This window comes from Candidatus Thiodiazotropha endolucinida (assembly GCF_001715975.1).
GTDB classification, from domain to species: Bacteria; Pseudomonadota; Gammaproteobacteria; order Chromatiales; family Chromatiaceae; genus Thiodiazotropha; species Thiodiazotropha endolucinida.
Genome location: NZ_MARB01000001.1, coordinates 189,612 through 206,376, shown reverse-complemented (window position 1 = coordinate 206,376; position 16,765 = coordinate 189,612). Strand labels below are relative to the sequence as shown.

The window sequence follows — 16,765 nt, the reverse complement described above, 5'->3', positions numbered from 1 at the left end:
CCATCCATCCGATATTCCTTGTTCATTTTTTCAAAACCATTTCAGGTCAGCAATGCCACACTCTTGACCTGCGCATAGAGCTGCATCCCCTCACGAATCCCCATGCCCATGGCGGAGCGGCGGGTGATGCGTGACAGCAGGGTCTGGCCATCCTCCAGTTCCAAGCGCACCAGCACCTGGGTGGGGCTGATGTCGCGGGTGTCGATGACCCGCACCGGCAGGATGTTGAGGATACTGGTATCGCTATGGGCCCGCAGCGACAGACTGACATCCCTGGCCTGTATCTGTACCCTGGCATGCCGGCCTACCGGCAGATCCTCCCGGGGTACGGCAATCCTGTTGCCCTGCAAAGTTATCCAGGTCAGATGATAGCTGTGGTCGTGGGAAGTAACCTTGCCCACCAGCAGCGCGGAGGCGTCATCGTAGCCGGACAGGGGCATATCAAGCCGGGTCAGCAGTGGTGCGGCATCGCCCTGTGCGGTGACTCGCCCACTATCCAGCACCACCATATGGTCAGCGAGCCTGGCCACCTCATTGGGGTCGTGGGAGACATACAGGGAGGGGATGGCGAATTCGTCGTGCAACCGCTCCAGATAGGGCAGGATGGTCTGTTTGGCCGCATGATCGAGGGCGGAGAGCGGCTCATCCATCAGCAACAGTCGCGGGCTGGTGAGCAGGGCGCGGGCGATGGCGACCCGCTGGCGTTCACCGCCGGAGAGCCGGGCCGTAGACCGTGGCAAAAGGGCTGATATCCCGAACAGTTCCACCACATCGTGAAAGGGTATCTGTCGCTGTGCTTCGGGCACTCGTTGCATGCCATACTGCAGATTCTCCCGCACCGATAGATGGGGAAAGAGACTTGCCTCCTGGAACACATAGCCGATGGGCCTCCGATGGACCGGCAAAAACCGGTTCTCATCCTGCCATGTCTCACCATTGACCCGCACCACGCCCTGGGTTGTGCGCTCGAGACCGGCCACGGCACGCAACACACTGGTTTTGCCCGATCCCGAAGGACCGAACAGGGCTGTGACACCCTGTGCCGGTGCGGTGAAATCCACCTCCAGGTCGAAGTCACCCAAACAGTGCTTCAGATTGACCTCGATACCACTCACGGCTGATGACTCCGGGTAATACGTCCATTGACCAGGTAGAGGGTCATCAGCACAAGGAACGAGAAGGCGAGCATACCGGCAGCCAGCAGGTGAGCCTGGCCATACTCCAGGGTCTCAACCTGTTCGTAGATCGCCACCGACAACACCCTGGTCTCGCCGGGGATGCTGCCGCCAATCATCAGCACCACGCCAAACTCGCCCACCGTGTGGGCAAAGGAGAGGACCGCAGCAGTAAGAAAGCCGGATCGCGCCAGCGGTATCACCACGGTCGCAAAACGGTCCCATGGCGAGGCCCGCAGGGTGGCGGCCACCTCCGCCGGACGCGGCCCAAGGGCCTCGAACGCATTCTGCAGCGGCTGTACCACGAAGGGCAGCGAATAGAGCACCGAGGCAAACACAAGCCCCTCGAAGGTAAAGGCCAGGCTACCGATACCAAGGGTCTCCGTCAGGCGTCCCACAGGCCCGTCAGGGGCGAGCATGATCAGCAGGTAGAATCCGAGCACGGTGGGCGGCAACACCAGCGGCAAGGCAACCACCGCCGAGAGGGCCTGCTTGTACCAGGTGTGGGTGCGCGCCAGCCACCAGGCAATCGGGGTACCGACGATGAGCAGCACCAGGGTTGTGGTGCTGGCCAGTTTGATGGTCAGCCAGACGGGTTGCCAGTCGAATGCCATGGTCAGCTCCGCATTGATGAGTTTTGAGTGCTAAGTTTTTTGTTTTGAATTAGATATGTTCGCGCTATTCACAAGTCTCGCTGCATTATTCCACACCGTAGCCATAACGCTCGATTACCTTACGCGCGGTGTCGCTCCTGAGGAATTCCAGATAGGCGATGGCTGCCGGGTTCGCTTCCCCCTTTTTCAACAACACCGCCACCTGATCGATAGGGGCGTAATAATCCGGCGGAATCTCCCACAGTGTACCGGCCCCGCCCTCCCACTCCTTGATCTGGGCCGATGCGACAAAACCCAGTTCCGCGCTGCCGGTGGCGGCAAACTGGAAGGCCTGGGCAATCGACTCCCCCCTTACCAATTTCGGAGTTAGGCTATCCAGCACCCCCATTCGCTGCATCACCTGCTCCGCCGCCAAGCCGTATGGGGCGGTTTTGGGGTTGGCAAGAGCGAGATGATCGAAGGAACCATGTTTGAGATAGCGGTCAGCATCGGTGAACAGATCCGGTTTTAAGCTCCATAGCACCAATTTGCCTTTTGCATAGATGAAACGTGAACCGGGCACTGCCAATCCCTCCTCTTCGGCCATGACTGGCCGTTGGCTGTCAGCCGCCAGGAAGATTTCAAAAGGCGCACCGTGTGCAATCTGTGAATAGAGCTTTCCGGTAGAACCATAGCTTATACGGGTAGCATGCCCGGTGGCCTTTTCAAACAACCGCGCAAGCTCACGATTGGCATTGATAAAATTGGACGCCACAGCTATCTTCACCTCTTCAGCCTCCACACGGGTACCGGGTACCGAGAGGCCTATGATGGCGGCGAGAATAATGCGGATAGCTGTTTTCATGAAGCCTATATCTACCACGTATACTATCTTATGGCTATGCTGCGGAACCTTGACAATCGCACTGTCTAAACCCGCAATGCAATATAGATACCTGCTAAAAATATCATCATCGTCAGTATATTGAGAGATTCATACAGGATTGTTTGTTGTCAGGGTCACGACAATTATCATGCTACGCACATGAATACACACCAGGTGAATTAGTTCATCTTTAATGAGGTGCCTGATCGTTTGAAAGTTTACTCACTCGAAAGCGGGTATCTATAACGGAAATCAGTAACCATCCGAATATCTAATCAATCGTGTTCAGTTTCTTCAGAAAACAAACAATACTTTCTGTCTCTTCGAATCCCAGATGACGGTGCATGGCAATACTTTGATGATTAGTTATTTCGGTATCGCTGGCCAACTCAGTACAACCCTGTGCCAGGGCCCACTCTTCTGCCTGTCTCATCAACGCCTTGCCGTAACCCATACCTCTATGTTCCGGTTCCACATACCAAGCCTCCACATATGGGACCAATGGATGACGGCTTCCCTCGGCAAAATTTCTCAAGTTCAGTTCAATAAACCCGACTGCCTGCTCATCAAATACTGCGACGTACACCTGATCGATGTCTATTGATTCTCCGCTGAAAAATTCATTGATTTCCGATAAATGGTTGTCCTGCGTGTTTGGCCAAAGGGAAGTTCTCATCTTTGACCACTGTTTTAAATCACTCTTTACTATCTCTCTAATCGCCATAATCCAAAGGATGAATTTCTCTTGGCTGATTTGCTATTAAACTAACCACAACGCCGGCATTTCCTGCCCTGACAGAGCCGCGTAAGGGAATTTTATTGGCACCATATTTACCGCTATATTGAAACTTTGTGTCTCAGGCTCCAAATAGACTTGTCGAAACAGTGATACAGAGGGTAGCCCAATCAATCACTCTGCGGGGTAGGCGAGCTCCAACTGGCGATAGACCTCATCGCTGAAGTCCGCACTGTTTGCATCGAGCCTGCTCAGAATCTCCGCCAGATGTTCGTTGTCTTCGCGCCCGTTCCACATCTTGATGTAACTTCCCTCCTTATAGCCGTGATCCTGGCGGAAAAAATTGAGTACATTCTTACCCACGTAGGTCTTGAAGAGCTCGTCGAAATCCAGCTCGGCCGCCTGCATAACCGCCGCGAAATGGCTGATGTCAGCGGATTGGGTCTGGATGCTGGCCATGGCCAGCTGCTCGATGGAAGTCCTGAAATCAACCGCCTCAGAGGGTTCGCCCAATCCCTTCATGGCCAGTTCCGCGGCCTCCTCGAGGGTGGTGTTATGCAGGATCAGGTCACTCAGGGCAAAGTGCCAGATATCGACGATCTCCAGGTGGACCTGTTGCATGTCGGGCTTCTGATGTTTCCACCACTTCCAGCCATAGTGGTCCAGCATTTCGGCACATTCGGTCCAGATCGCCCGGTACCAGGGATAGCCCGCATCCAGCCAGTCGCTGTTCACCTTGCGATTCATGGCATCCTGCAGTTCAAGCATGGTTAGGATTTTCTGTTTCATATTGGTCTTCTTTTCGTTGAGCAAATCGTCAAGCAGGGTCACCACCGTCTCCACATAATCGGGGCAGCGGGTTTTAAACAGATCCAGTGCTTTCGCCTGCTGATACTCCTCCGCGATACTCAGATCCTTCTCCAGCAGCTCCTTGCACCGGCTACTGCCGTGACGTTCGATAAAACGTTCCTGCAGCTGTCGGATCGCCACATAGGTCGCCTCCTTGGCATCAGGCTCCTCCCGTGTCTTGGGCCCCAACTCGAGACCCAACACCAGCGCCGCGCCGGTGAGGGTACCACAAACATCCCCCATGCGGCCTACACCGCCGCCGAGACCGGACGCGATACGCATCGCCAGACCCTCGTCGAGATCGTAACGATCGGCAAACGAGGTCAATACCGCCTGGGAGCAGTTACAGCCGTCACAGAAGCGCTCGACGGCAACCTGGATCCTGTCAGCCCCCTGGCAGACCTGCTTTAGTGTTGATTGCTTGTCGGACATCATCTTGATCGCAATGGAAAGAGTGGTAACGCTGAACCAGTTCACACTCAAGGTCAAGTCCCGACCTTCAATCAAGCAAGGCATATCCAGCAACAAACTCAAGCTGAACTATCTATTGTTGTCTCTTCGCTCAGTCAGGCAGAAGCAGAGTGCTGCCCCTGGTCATACGTGACTCGAGTGCCTGGTGAGCCCTCGCCGCCTCCCTGAGGGGATACTCCTGGGCAATCTCCAGCTTGATCTCTCCCCCCAGGATCGCGTCGAACAGCGCACCTGAACTCTGCAACAGCTGCTCCCTGGTCCTGGTGTAGTCGAAGAGCGTAGGGCGGGTCAGATAGAGGGAGCCCTTGCTGCTCAGCTGGGTGATATCGAAGGGCGGCACCTTGCCGGATGCCTGACCGAAGGAGACCAGGGTTCCGCGGGGCGCTAACGCAGAGAGGGATGCCTGGAAGGTATCCCTCCCCACCGAATCATAGACAACCGGCACACCGGCGCCGTCAGTGATTGCCCGGACCCGATCCACGATATCCTCGCTGCGGTAGTTAATGATGTGGTTGCAACCAAGATTACGCACCACTTCCGCTTTCTGTTCGCTGCCGACGGTAGCGATGACTTCAGCACCGAGTGCCACCGCCCATTGGCAGAGCAGTTGCCCCACGCCGCCCGCAGCCGCATGGACGAGTATGGTCTCTCCCGCCTGCACCGGGTAAGTTCGCCGAATCAGGTATTCAGCCGTCATGCCCTTGAGCATCATCGCCGCGGCCTGCCTCTCACCGATACCATCAGGCAGTTTGATCAATCGCTCTGCAGGGAAATTCCGAGACTCCGCATAGGCACCCAAGGGACCGCCCGCATAGGCTACCCGGTCACCTGGCGCAAACCCCGTAACACTCTCTCCTACCGACTCCACGGTACCCGCCGCCTCGAGTCCTGGAATAAAGGGAAGCTTCCCTGCGGGGTAGAGACCGGTGCGATGATAGACATCGATGAAGTTGAGTCCGACGGCGCTATGTCTTATGCGTACTTCACCAGAAGCAGGTTTGGCGAGTTGAACCTCCTGCCATTGCAAAGTATCGCTACCACCGTATTCATAGACCATTAATGCATGGTTCATTGGATTCCCCTTTTTGATGGATAGACTCCGCGAGCCTCAACAGCCCCAACTAGATCGCAAATGCAACCGCATATTAACCCCCCATACGGATTAGTCATGTCAGTAAAACAGTGCCTTTCATATCCAGCCAAGCGATCAGATAACGTATTTAACCTGTGATGAGTGTCTATCCACGCCGGATAGGGACAGGCTATGATACAGGGCGCTCTTGGAGGGCGTCTGCAGGCCAGTTGTGTATCAGGCCCATCATCTGGCAATGCCGCATAACTGATAATTTTAGCCTGGAATGATGCAATGGAAATCTTACCCAAAAGGATCTATGAGATTCTCAAGGAAAAAGGCGTTTCTTCAATACTGCATGCAAACAGTGTTGAGAATGCATGTCTTTTCTTAAGAAATCGATGCTTGATGTCACGTGAAACCATTGAAAAGAGAACCTGCAATCAAGGGTGCGGTTGTTTGGATAGCTACAGAAACGGGAAACCTGAACCCGAGAAGATGTTTACCCTGTAGCCAAACAGCACGCTTGATTCACTTCTCCACCGGCAGTCCCTCCAACATCCACTCCGGCAGCCCACCCTCCAGACGGCGTGCGGTCAATCCCTTCTGTCTCAGCTTGGCCACGGCATCGAAGGCAAGTACACAATGCGGACCACGGCAGTAAGCCACGACTTCACGCTCAGGATCCAGTTTATCCAGATGTGTCTCCAGCTCATGAAGCGGGATGTTTATGGCACCCGGCAGATGTCCCGATTCATACTCCTCGCTGGGACGCACATCCAATACCGTGACCAGACCCTGTTTAGCGCGCTCAAGCAGTTCGCTGGCGGGGATGGGCTCCAGACTGTCCTTGACCTTCAGATAGTCATCCACAAGACGGTCCACCTCGGCCAATCGACGTTCCGCCACTTCTCGCAGCGATGCGAGCAGGGATGAGACATCCATGCCACTCAATTGGTAGAAAACCTTGTGCCCTTCCTTGCGGTTAGTCACCAGGCCTGCCTGGCGCAATTGCTGCAGGTGCTGCGAGGTGTTTGCCACCGTCAGCCCCGATACCTGGGCCAGGGCATCCACGCTGCGTTCGCCCTGAGCCAGAAACTCCAGCAGCTCAAGTCGGTAACCGTTGCTCATCGCCTTTGCGACCCGAGAAAATTCATTGAACAGATCGTGCTTGAAGTGCGTGCTTGACATATTGGCTCCAATGGATTTCAATTATTCAAGAGATCTATTGAATAATTGAAATATAAAAAATTATAGCAGAAAAGGCATTGGAGGATAGCTGATCATGAATTGGAATGAGTGGGTACTCGGCAACGAACTCCCGATCCGTCTGATTTTCTTTTTCGGCGTGTTTGCGATCATCGCTCTGTGGGAGATCCACTCACCGCGCCGTCAGCTCACTGTTCCCAAGGGTGCGCGCTGGATCAATAATCTCGGGCTTGTCGCGCTCAATACAGTGATTCTGCGCCTGCTCTTTCCGGCAGCCGCGGTGGGCGTGGCGCTGCTCGCCCAGAAACAGGGCTGGGGACTGCTCAACTACGTTGCGATCCCTTTTCCGCTCTCGGTCATCATCGCCGTGGTGGCGATGGATTTCGTCATCTACCTGCAGCATGTCATGGTCCACGCCGTCCCCCTGCTCTGGCGCCTGCACCGGGTGCACCATGCCGACCTCGACTACGACGTCACCACCGGCGCACGCTTCCATACCATTGAGATTATCCTCTCCATGCTGATCAAGATGGCTACCATTATTTTGCTTGGTCCACCGCTTGTGGCGGTGGTGATTTTCGAGATTCTGCTCAATGCCACCGCAATGTTCAATCACGGCAATATCTCGATCCCGGAAAGGATCGACCGGGTATTGCGGCTGTTTGTGGTCACCCCGGACATGCACCGGGTTCATCACTCGGTTCACGCCCCCATGGCCAACTCCAATTTCGGCTTCAATCTGCCTTGGTGGGATCGCCTTTTAGGCACCTATGTTGCCCAGCCACCTGAAGGGCATGTGGAGATGGAGATCGGCCTGAATGAGTTCCGCGATCCTCAACAGGTTGACAGGCTCCCGGGCATGCTGATGCTGCCGTTTGTGCGCGAGCTGGGTGAATACACCATCAACCGGCGCTGGTGACTCCATGCACATCCTCATTGTTTTGAATGATCCCCCGTACGGCACCGAGCGTAGCTATAACGGACTGCGCCTGGCCAAGGCGCTTGGCAGGGAAGAGGCCAGAGTCACGCTGTTCCTTCTGGCCGACGCCGTGGTTTGTGCAAACCGCGGTCAGAAAGTACCCCAGGGTTTTTACAACGTGGAGCTGATGCTCAATTCGGTCATCCGTAAAGGCGAGGTGCTGCTTTGCGGCAGCTGCATGGATGCTCGCGGTGTCGGCGATGACGATCTCGTGGCCGGTGCCCGCCGCAGCAGCATGAAAGAACTGGGTGAAAAGACGTTGATGGCGGATAAGGTGCTTGTCTTTTAGTTTTCACGGCAGAAATGCCTCTCCTTGGAGACAGCGTGAACACAACCCATCCTCTGAGCTACCGGGCAAGACCGAATCAGGCGACGCAACAGTCTGTTCTGCCGGGACGCTATCGTGGCTGGGTCATGGCGCTCGCCATGGCGGGTTTTACGATCGCCTTCCTGGGTTGGCTCAACGAATCCTGGCTCTATCTGTTCGAGAATCCGATCTGGCTCAATCGCTATACTGAATATGCGATTATCCTCGCTTTCGGTGTCTGGCGCATTCGCGCCGAACAGAATTCCTATACACGTAAGCGGCTGATCATTCTGGTAACCGTTGTAACCCTGTTCTGGTGGTTCATCCCGTGGCTCACACCGGTATTCGAACCTTATGTGGGCTATGTCTGGAGTCAACCGGTCTTCCCCGCCCTGCACACCCCGGGCACCATCACCTTCTTCCTTACGCTGCTGCTGGTGTTGCTTTTTGGACGCAGGATAATTTGTGGATTCGGCTGTCCCTGTGTAGCTGTTCGCGAGACCGTCGGTTTTCCCTTTCGTCGCTTCACCTTGCGAGGCGACTGGGCCTGGCGCCTGCGTCATACCAAATGGTTCTTCTTCATATGGTACCTGGGGGGTATTGGTCGCCACCCAATTCCCGCCCAACACCTGGACCACAACCCTGGTCGGACTTTTCGCCCTGGTGGTGGGGATCACCTATTTTGGTTCGTTTTTCATCATCCCCATTACCGGCAACCGCTTCTATTGCCGTTACCTCTGCCCCTACGGCTCGACATTCGGCCTACTCAATCATGCCGGCTTTTACAGCATAAAAATGGACACCCGACAATGCATCGACTGCCGGCGCTGCGAACAGGCATGCGACATGGGCATCCCGGTATGGAAGCAAGGCAGGACGAGCGGTGAGGTCACCGGTCTTGAGGACTGCATGGGGTGCGCCCGTTGTATCGTCTCCTGCCCGACCGATGCCCTGGCGATTCAAGACGTGCGCAATCTGTTCCGCCCTGCGCTTCGTCAGAATGCGAGCCATCTGCTCAAGCGCGAACCAAACGGGTCAATACCCCGCGGGGAAATCGTTTATCGCCCCCCCGTAGAACGGAAACATGACTGGCAAGAGGTGGCGCAACCCTTTTCCCAGCAAGCGTTGCAGCTGCAGGCGGACCGCTGTCTGGATTGTGGCGTTCCCGGCTGCCGCAACGCCTGTCCACTGGGTAACTTCATCCCCGACTGGTTGGCGGCAACCGCCAGGGGGGATTGGCGGCAGGCCGCAGAGCTGGTCCATGCGACCTCTCCCCTGCCGGAGGTGTGCGGCACCATCTGTCCGCAACACCGGCTGTGTGAAAGTGGCTGCACCCGCGGGCGTCTGGAGGGGGCCGTGCACATCGGAATGGTTGAAAAAAGCATTGCCAACCAGGCGCTGGAGGCGGGCTGGCGGATGCACGAGCCGATCCGACGCAACAGTCACAGTGCCGCCGTCATCGGCGCCGGTCCGGCCGGTTTGAGCTGCGCGGAACGTCTCAACCGCGCGGGTATGTCGGTCATCGTCTACGATCGCTCGGACAAGATCGGCGGCTTGCTGCAGAGTGCCGTACCCAAGTTCAAGCTGGACAAGCGGCTATTGCAGCGCCGGCAGGCAATACTTGAACAGGTCGGTGTCCGTTTCTCCCTCAACACATCCATCGACGCTGAGATGCTGGCGGATCTGCTGGAGAAACATGATGCTGTCTTCCTCGGCCTTGGTGCACAAAAATCCCGCTCGGTTGATCTGCCCGGGAAGGATCTACCGGGTGTCGAACAGGCGATCGGCTGGCTGCATGAGACCAACCGTGGCGCTAGGGCGTCAATGAGCGGCAAGCATGTGTTGGTCCTGGGTGGCGGTGACAGCGCCATGGATTGCGCCCGTTCAGCGATACGTCTGGGTGCAAAGGTCAGCATTGCCTATCGGGGTCCTGAGGAACATCTGCGCGCCTCGCCCCTGGAGACAGATCTGGCACGGGAAGAGGGAGTTGAATTCTACTTCGACCACACACCGCTCGAATGCACGGGCAGTGGAGCGGTGTGTGGTGTACGCTTCAAGACCCCCCGGGGCAACCCGCACATTAGTGCCGACAGTATCATTCTCGCCATGGGGCAGCAGGCCTCCCCGCCCTCCTGGCTGAGCGGGTTCGGGATAGCCACTGAATCGGATGGCCGGATCCGGGCGGATGAGCGGGGCCGTACCACTCACCCGAGCATCTGGGCGGGGGGGGATAATACACATGGACCCGATCTGGCGGTGATGGCCATGGCGGCAGGACGCAAAGCGGCTGAAGACATCCTGGCTGGCATCAACGGCTTTGAAACCATGCGGAGGCAGGCATGATGCAACCGTCTACCCTGTTCCTTCTCCTGATCCTGTTCATGCCAATCCCGGTTGCCGCCGGTCATGCCTGGGCTGAGATCGACCTGTGCGAAGCTTATAAGGATAAGCTGCCACCCGACCTGACCGCCGAACGCCTGCCCGAGGCCCATTCTCCCGGCGCAGAGCTGCTCGATCGCTACTGTACCCAATGCCACAACCTGCCGGGACCTGACCGCCATACCCTTGCGGAATGGCATGACGTGACAACAAGAATGTTTACCTTGATGGATGTCGCGCATCGTTTTGGCGGTGTTATGGGCAGGGTGGAGACCATGCAGCCGCAGGCGCGGGCAACCTTAGTGGCCTATCTGCAACGCCACGCCGGGGATTCAGGCATCAGCCATAGATCCGGCAGAAATGAGGTGGACGGCCGGTCATTCCTGAAACGCCTTCAGGCCCTGATCCCCTTGCTGCTGCTGGTCGGGCTCGGCCTGGTACGCTGGTGGCGAAAAGACCTCAGCGATCATCGACCATGGGTTATCGAACGCTAGCAGCCACGCTCTCGGGTGTTGCCGTATTTACCCTATCGGTGAGTGCCGCTTATGTCATTTGGAGCAAGGGAGGCAACGGATCCGGTCTCTACTCCCGTCACTGGTCGCCGGACAGTGTTCAGGGCTATTGGGACCCGGATAACTTCTATCAACCGAGCAAGTCGGTCGAAGGAGTATTCGAGGCCACCCTCTGTATTCAGTGTCACGAGGGAATCACGCCCGGCATTGTCAACGACTGGCGCGCCAGCCGTCATGCCAGGATCGATGAACCGGTCTACTGCAACGACTGTCATGGCAGCAACCATCAACAACTGCACCTTCCCACCCCTGTCGTATGCGGCAACTGCCACGAAAAGCAGCATGGCGAATTCCGTGATGAAGCCCGCTATGGTTTTCCCAGCCATGTGCTGGCCATGGAACGGGCAGTGGATGCGCCCCATTTTGCCGATAAGCCGAAGGCCGAAGTCCAATCCTGCGTACAGTGTCACTCGGTGGCCACCAAGTGCGACTCCTGCCATACCCGGCACCGTTTCAGCGCCGCCGAGGCACGCCACCCCGAGGCCTGCATCACCTGCCACTCCGGTCCGCCACACCCGGACGATGAGAGCTACTTTGCCTCCGCCCACGGCAAAATCTATCGCGCCGAGGGCAAGGATTGGGACTGGTCGAAAAAACTGGTGAAAGGCAACTACAAGGCCCCGACCTGCGCCTACTGCCACATGGATGAAGGACGGCATCAGGTGGCGCATAAATCGCTGTGGAAATTCGGCCTGCGTGAAGTCAATCCCCACACCTCCAAGAATCAGCTGCTGCGCGAGCAGTGGATTGAGCTATGCAGCGACTGTCATGAAGCGAAAAAGGCCGCACAGTGGTTGAGTGAACTGGACCGGGAACGCAAATCGGCCTGGGCCAAGCTCTATAGAGCTGAAGATGTGCTCAAGAATCTGCGCAGCAATGACCTTTTGCGTCCCGCTGCCGACGAGCGCCCCGACTACCCAATGGGCAGTTTCTGGCGCATGGAACGTATAGGATTTTTCGAAGGTCAGGCATCGGCCTTCTACAATGTGTCAGCCTTGGAGCGTGACTACTTTGAGATGTGGTACTTCGACAATCTGGGCGCTTACAAATCGGCGGCCCATGGAAACCCACAGGGCGTCGATGAGGGTCACCGACGAATGGCGGCCACTCTGGAGCGCATTGAAACCAAGGCGCAAATATTGCGCCATCGTTCAGAAACCGAGCAGAGCGTGATCGCCAATCCCGCGGTGACAGACCTCTGGATGAAGGGTAAGTACACCGACTTCAACAGGACACACAACTAATGCAAAGCATAGAGACCATGCGAGCAAAAGTCGGCATGTGCATAATGTTCATGCTCACTCTATGGCTGACTCCCCTATTATCGGAAACACAGGTTGATAACGGCCCGTTTATCGATAGTGAATGCATCGCCTGTCACACCGAACGGAATCCGAAGTTGATCGAACAGTGGCACTCAGGGCGTCATGCAATAACCCATGACGTCGGATGTATTAGCTGCCATGGTGATCAGCATGATGATTCGAACATCAAAGCAAGGAGTGATCATACCTGCAAGGGCTGTCACGAAGGCGCCGTCAGCCACAGCTATACCACATCCAAACATGGCGTCATCAACCACCTTGAGGAGACAGAGCATGGCTGGCGACAACCCTTGCAGCGCGGTAACTACCGTTCACCGGGCTGCAGCTACTGCCATTTTCATGATGCCAGCCATCAAGACACGATGGCACAGGAGCGCGGACCCGAAATGCGTCAGTGGATATGTTCCGGCTGCCATAGTCCACGCTATGTACGCGAGCAGTTAGCCAATGGAGAACGTCAGTTGGAGATCGCCGACCTCAAGGTTAGCGAGGGAGAGCGATTGGTCACCACTGCTGCTGAAGATCAGAGCAATACACAACGGGCTCTGCGGCAGAATCTGATCCGACACCGTAAAAATGTCCTCTATGGGGTAGGACATCAGTCACCGGATTACCAATGGTGGCACGGTCAACCGGCGCTGGATGGCGACCTTATCCGTATTCGCGATAGTCTGTTGCAAACCTATCAACAGCAGTTGCTGTCGAATAGCTCCAAGGAGTGAAGTAGATGACGAGACACTATTTTCGATGGACCCTAACCCTGCTGTTATGCATCTGCTGGCACGGCTCTATCCTCGCCGTCACCCTATCGGGTTTTGTGTTCGAGGAGTCGACTGCGCTTTCGGATGTTGAAGTGATGCTGGTGAACACCGATAACGGGGTCATCGAAAATCGCGACTATACCAACAAGAAAGGTGCATTTCAGTTTGCGGTAGAACCGGGAACCTATGATGTTGGCGCCTTCAAATTTGACTATACAACTAGCTGGAACAGGGGGATTGTTGTACAGCAAGAGAGCACTTCAATAGAGATTATTCTTGAACCGGCGGTGTTTTCCGAGGAATCTCCGTCATCTACCGATGATTGTGAATAGTATGCAAGGTGATGTCTCATCAGAAGTGGTTGGCAATAATCGCAGCACACCCTGAACCAGTAATTTTTTTACACTACCCTTAATAATGGAAAAGTCTATTACTATCCAGGAGTTGATAACACTATCCCAATCGAATGGTTCGTCTCTTATAGACGATCAACACGATAAAAAACAAGCATACAGTCGCAATCACCGCAGGAAAGAGCATTGTTGCTATGGTATAGCGTTCTAGCGCCATCACTACCAGCAGATTTCGCAACGCGAATAAGGCAAAAAACTTCAAGTCCTCATCGTAAGGGTGGGCGAAGGCTTTTCTAATGGTCGGTCCGAACCCGATCACATCGATGGTCGTCAACAGGATGACGGCCCAGGTCGGATCCGATGTGAAGTACCAGATTGGTATGGAAGCCATGGCTGCCGTGAAAAAGGCCCAATCCAGATTGGTGATTGTGATACCCGCCTTTTTTCGATAGGCAAGTAAGGCGATATAGAGCGTGATCAATCCGGATATACCGATTGGCCAGGCCCCTGCCCCGCCGCCATCTTCCAACTGCGCCAGAAACACAATGAAGGTGGTACTTCCCCAGATCACCCAGGAGAAGACATGGGGCTTTGTCCGCCCTGTCAATATGGAGTGTATGTAGGGAAAGAAGGCGATAAAGGTTACCGCTACCGCCAATCCGCTAATTAACTCTTTAACCACAATCGTCTAAGCCGCGAATGGACGCCAATCACCGCAAATTAATGCAAATATAAAACTGTACATAGAGGCTTTATATCTCTTGATTGATCCGACTTGCTTAATAGGCAATCGATTGGCTCATTTCTATGGAGAACAAAACAATCGATATATCAATTTGCGTTTATTAGCAGTGATTAGCCTCCATTCGCGACCTCCTTACACGCATTACCCACTTGACCGGTTCCGCTTTTAACCAGTTATGTAGGGTGCGGCTTGCCGCACCGTCAATCCAAATAGATACACACGTGCTGATGCATGTTTGTTGGTGCGGCAAGCCGCACTCTACGCATAGAATAAATATTTGCGCTCATTTACGGACTCTTTATCCAAGATAGTCTGCGAGACCGGGATTATCCTTCACACCTACCAGTTTCGGTGTATTGATTTTCTTGAGCTTGACCGTCTTCTGATCGCGCAGGTATTTCGCTACCGTATCCCAGATGGGCTCGCCGGGAGCCTTGGAGCCAACGGTTGCCCAACCAGATACCACGTAGTTCTTATCCGCCTCGACCTTGGTACCATCATCTAGTGTCATGTTTGAGATGCGCTTACCGAAACCGGCGCCGGGTTCGCAAACATAATCGAGTCCACCGACCCGCACCATGTCTCCGCCCTGCTGATAGTAGGGGTCCTTGTTGAACAGGTTGTCACTGACATCCTCGAGTATCGCCTTGATGTCGCTGCCCTTCATTTCACGGCGATAGGTCTCAGGATAGGTGATACAGGTCTGGTCCATGACGTTGTCCATGGTAATTTTCTGACCCGGGAGTACTGTGGTGCCCCAACGGAAACCAGGAGAAAGGGAAATCTGCGCATCATTGACCGTGGTCAGGGCATCGCAGATAACCTGATCGAAGGTACCGTTGAAGTTACCGCGGCGATAGAGGGTCTCTTCCGTAACCGCCAACTGCTCCTCCAGCTTATCCTTGTAGGGTGCGCGCACCTCATCGATGTAGGCCTGCATCGCCTTATCCGCCGGCAGCAGATTGGAGAATATCGGTAGCAGGCGATAACGGAAATCCCGCACCTTGCCGCCCTGGACGTCGAGATCCATGACCCCGAGAAACTTGCCGTTGGAGCCGGCGTTGGTAACCAGGGTCTTGCCGCCGGGATTCTTCACCACGGTTGGCGCCGGCATACCGTCATGGGTATGGCCGCCCATGATGACATCGATGCCGGAGACCCGGGATGCCATCTTCAGATCCACGTCCATGCCATTGTGGGAGATCACCACCACCACATCGGGTTTCTCATTCTCGCGCACCGTATCCACCACGCCCTGCATCAGCTCGTCCTGAATACCGAATGTCCAGTCGGGGATGAAGCGTTGCGGATTGGCGATGGGAGTATAGGGGAAGGCCTGGCCGATCACCGCCACCCTGGCGCCGCCCACCTGTTTGATCACGTAGGGCTTGAAGGCGTTGCCCTCATCTTCGTTGAAGCCGTCGAAGTCGGAAAATTTATAGTCGAACAGCGCCTCTTCGCGGACCATCACATTCTGGGCCACGAAATCACCCTTGAAGTCGGCGATGTTGGAGATCACCTCTTCGTCGAGGTAGGTGAACTCCCAATGTCCGGTCATGACATCGACACCGAGCCGGTTACAGGCACCTACCATGTCTTTGCCGCGGGTCCAATAGGCGGTACCTGAACCCTGCCAGGTGTCTCCCCCGTCGAGTAGCAGGCTGTTGCCGGGACCCCTGTCGTCACGGATACGCTGTATCAGGGTCTTGAGGTGGGCAAATCCGCCAACCTTGCCGTACTTACCCGCTGCGGCATCGAAATCGAGATAGCTGAAGGCGTGGGCCTCGATGCTGCCGGGTGCGACGCCAAAATGGTCTAGGAGACGCTTGCCCACCAGATGGGGCGCCTTATTGAAGGCGTAGCCGATTCCCAGGTTGACATTCGGTTCGCGAAAGTAGATCGGATTCAACTGGGCATGGGTATCTGTGATATGCAGCAGTGACAGATTGCCGAACTTCGGCACCTCATAGAGATCGGCCGGCAGCTTTTTGGCTGCGAAGACGGATGAAGGCATCATACCGGCAGCACCCGCCAGGCCCATCAGGCGAAGAAATTCGCGTCTCGAAATACTCATTCTCTCATCCTCCAGTTATTGGATACCGGATCATATCAAACCGCCTGATACCTCTCGGTAGGGTTCTCAGACTATTTTTTATTAAGTTCGTTTACCGGTGGGTTACCGTATTGGCTTGGCCCCGGTAACAAGAATTTCTAAGGTGTAAAAAATACCAGCTGAATCACCGGAAGGCGCCTGTTTCTTATCAACCTTCCAGCCATCCAGCTGGCCTATCCCCATTAAGCTGCTCCGGGCATGGTATGGGGATACTTTATTATGTAACTCTTTGTGGGAGCA

Annotated in this window: 17 protein-coding genes; 8 read left to right on the top strand and 9 right to left on the bottom strand. The window is 55.3% G+C overall.

The window, feature by feature from the left end; genetic code table 11:
• Positions 1-41: 41 nt before the first annotated feature.
• The 7 genes from modC to CODIS_RS00900 form a co-directional block, all read right to left on the bottom strand.
• On the bottom strand, positions 42-1,115 hold the full coding sequence (modC, locus tag CODIS_RS00935) for a molybdenum ABC transporter ATP-binding protein (protein ID WP_201258995.1): 1,074 nt from the start codon (positions 1,113-1,115) through the stop codon (positions 42-44).
• The gene (modB, locus tag CODIS_RS00930) at positions 1,112-1,729 is read right to left on the bottom strand and encodes a molybdate ABC transporter permease subunit (protein WP_235615101.1); all 618 of its coding nucleotides are present in this window, start codon (positions 1,727-1,729) and stop codon (positions 1,112-1,114) included. The genes modC and modB overlap by 4 nt, the downstream gene beginning before the upstream one ends.
• Before the next feature lie 145 nt (positions 1,730-1,874).
• Positions 1,875-2,633 (bottom strand): molybdate ABC transporter substrate-binding protein, encoded by a 759-nt coding sequence (gene modA / locus CODIS_RS00925; protein WP_083220467.1) that lies wholly within the window; start codon positions 2,631-2,633, stop codon positions 1,875-1,877.
• Between the two features lie 292 nt (positions 2,634-2,925).
• Positions 2,926-3,378 (bottom strand): aminoglycoside 6'-N-acetyltransferase, encoded by a 453-nt coding sequence (gene aac(6') / locus CODIS_RS00920; RefSeq protein ID WP_069120593.1) that lies wholly within the window; start codon positions 3,376-3,378, stop codon positions 2,926-2,928.
• Positions 3,379-3,564: 186 nt separating this feature from the next.
• Entirely contained in the window at positions 3,565-4,746 is a 1,182-nt protein-coding gene (locus CODIS_RS21565; protein WP_162420070.1) for a C-GCAxxG-C-C family (seleno)protein, read from the bottom strand.
• A 55-nt stretch (positions 4,747-4,801) separates the two neighbouring features.
• Positions 4,802-5,782 (bottom strand): quinone oxidoreductase family protein, encoded by a 981-nt coding sequence (locus tag CODIS_RS00910; RefSeq protein WP_069120591.1) that lies wholly within the window; start codon positions 5,780-5,782, stop codon positions 4,802-4,804.
• Positions 5,783-6,313: 531 nt separating this feature from the next.
• Positions 6,314-6,973 (bottom strand): ArsR/SmtB family transcription factor, encoded by a 660-nt coding sequence (locus CODIS_RS00900; RefSeq protein WP_069120585.1) that lies wholly within the window; start codon positions 6,971-6,973, stop codon positions 6,314-6,316.
• A 94-nt stretch (positions 6,974-7,067) separates the two neighbouring features.
• On the opposite strand from CODIS_RS00900, the gene CODIS_RS00895 reads away from it, so the two are divergent.
• The 8 genes from CODIS_RS00895 to CODIS_RS00860 are packed head-to-tail and all read left to right on the top strand — an operon-like array spanning position 7,068 to position 13,646.
• Positions 7,068-7,910, top strand: coding sequence for a sterol desaturase family protein (locus CODIS_RS00895; protein ID WP_069120578.1), 843 nt, complete (start codon positions 7,068-7,070; stop codon positions 7,908-7,910).
• Entirely contained in the window at positions 7,882-8,259 is a 378-nt protein-coding gene (locus CODIS_RS00890; protein WP_305782069.1) for a DsrE/DsrF/TusD sulfur relay family protein, read from the top strand. Before CODIS_RS00895 ends, CODIS_RS00890 begins: the two co-directional genes overlap by 29 nt.
• Positions 8,260-8,294: 35 nt before the next feature.
• Complete coding sequence (locus CODIS_RS21260) at positions 8,295-9,164, top strand: hypothetical protein (RefSeq protein WP_069120567.1); 870 nt, start codon at positions 8,295-8,297, stop codon at positions 9,162-9,164.
• Complete coding sequence (locus CODIS_RS00880; protein ID WP_154722956.1) at positions 9,073-10,620, top strand: FAD-dependent oxidoreductase; 1,548 nt, start codon at positions 9,073-9,075, stop codon at positions 10,618-10,620. Before CODIS_RS21260 ends, CODIS_RS00880 begins: the two co-directional genes overlap by 92 nt.
• Complete coding sequence (locus CODIS_RS00875; RefSeq protein ID WP_235615095.1) at positions 10,617-11,150, top strand: hypothetical protein; 534 nt, start codon at positions 10,617-10,619, stop codon at positions 11,148-11,150. The genes CODIS_RS00880 and CODIS_RS00875 overlap by 4 nt, the downstream gene beginning before the upstream one ends.
• Positions 11,102-12,472 carry a multiheme c-type cytochrome gene (locus CODIS_RS00870; RefSeq protein WP_235615094.1) on the top strand — a complete coding sequence of 457 codons (1,371 nt, stop codon included), beginning with the start codon at positions 11,102-11,104 and terminating at the stop codon, positions 12,470-12,472. Before CODIS_RS00875 ends, CODIS_RS00870 begins: the two co-directional genes overlap by 49 nt.
• Positions 12,472-13,275 carry a multiheme c-type cytochrome gene (locus CODIS_RS00865; protein ID WP_069120556.1) on the top strand — a complete coding sequence of 268 codons (804 nt, stop codon included), beginning with the start codon at positions 12,472-12,474 and terminating at the stop codon, positions 13,273-13,275. Before CODIS_RS00870 ends, CODIS_RS00865 begins: the two co-directional genes overlap by 1 nt.
• Positions 13,276-13,280: 5 nt before the next feature.
• Positions 13,281-13,646 (top strand): carboxypeptidase-like regulatory domain-containing protein, encoded by a 366-nt coding sequence (locus tag CODIS_RS00860; protein WP_069120551.1) that lies wholly within the window; start codon positions 13,281-13,283, stop codon positions 13,644-13,646.
• A 121-nt stretch (positions 13,647-13,767) separates the two neighbouring features.
• Here the strand turns inward: CODIS_RS00860 and CODIS_RS00855 are convergent, their stop codons facing one another.
• Complete coding sequence (locus CODIS_RS00855; protein ID WP_305782068.1) at positions 13,768-14,349, bottom strand: hypothetical protein; 582 nt, start codon at positions 14,347-14,349, stop codon at positions 13,768-13,770.
• Between the two features lie 361 nt (positions 14,350-14,710).
• Positions 14,711-16,486 (bottom strand): thiosulfohydrolase SoxB, encoded by a 1,776-nt coding sequence (gene soxB, locus CODIS_RS00850; protein ID WP_069120539.1) that lies wholly within the window; start codon positions 16,484-16,486, stop codon positions 14,711-14,713.
• Positions 16,487-16,765 lie beyond the last annotated feature (279 nt).

What these genes read in the sequence shown, in the direction of transcription:
- CODIS_RS00860 (WP_069120551.1), top strand. Translation starts at nt 13,281, where the DNA reads ATGACGAGACACTATTTTCGATGGACCCTAACCCTGCTGTTATGCATC.
- CODIS_RS00880 (WP_154722956.1), top strand. Translation starts at nt 9,073, where the DNA reads ATGGACACCCGACAATGCATCGACTGCCGGCGCTGCGAACAGGCATGC.
- modA (WP_083220467.1), bottom strand. Translation starts at nt 2,633, where the DNA reads ATGAAAACAGCTATCCGCATTATTCTCGCCGCCATCATAGGCCTCTCG.
- CODIS_RS00865 (WP_069120556.1), top strand. Translation starts at nt 12,472, where the DNA reads ATGCAAAGCATAGAGACCATGCGAGCAAAAGTCGGCATGTGCATAATG.
- soxB (WP_069120539.1), bottom strand. Translation starts at nt 16,486, where the DNA reads ATGAGTATTTCGAGACGCGAATTTCTTCGCCTGATGGGCCTGGCGGGT.
- CODIS_RS00895 (WP_069120578.1), top strand. Translation starts at nt 7,068, where the DNA reads ATGAATTGGAATGAGTGGGTACTCGGCAACGAACTCCCGATCCGTCTG.
- CODIS_RS00910 (WP_069120591.1), bottom strand. Translation starts at nt 5,782, where the DNA reads ATGAACCATGCATTAATGGTCTATGAATACGGTGGTAGCGATACTTTG.
- CODIS_RS00900 (WP_069120585.1), bottom strand. Translation starts at nt 6,973, where the DNA reads ATGTCAAGCACGCACTTCAAGCACGATCTGTTCAATGAATTTTCTCGG.
- CODIS_RS00875 (WP_235615095.1), top strand. Translation starts at nt 10,617, where the DNA reads ATGATGCAACCGTCTACCCTGTTCCTTCTCCTGATCCTGTTCATGCCA.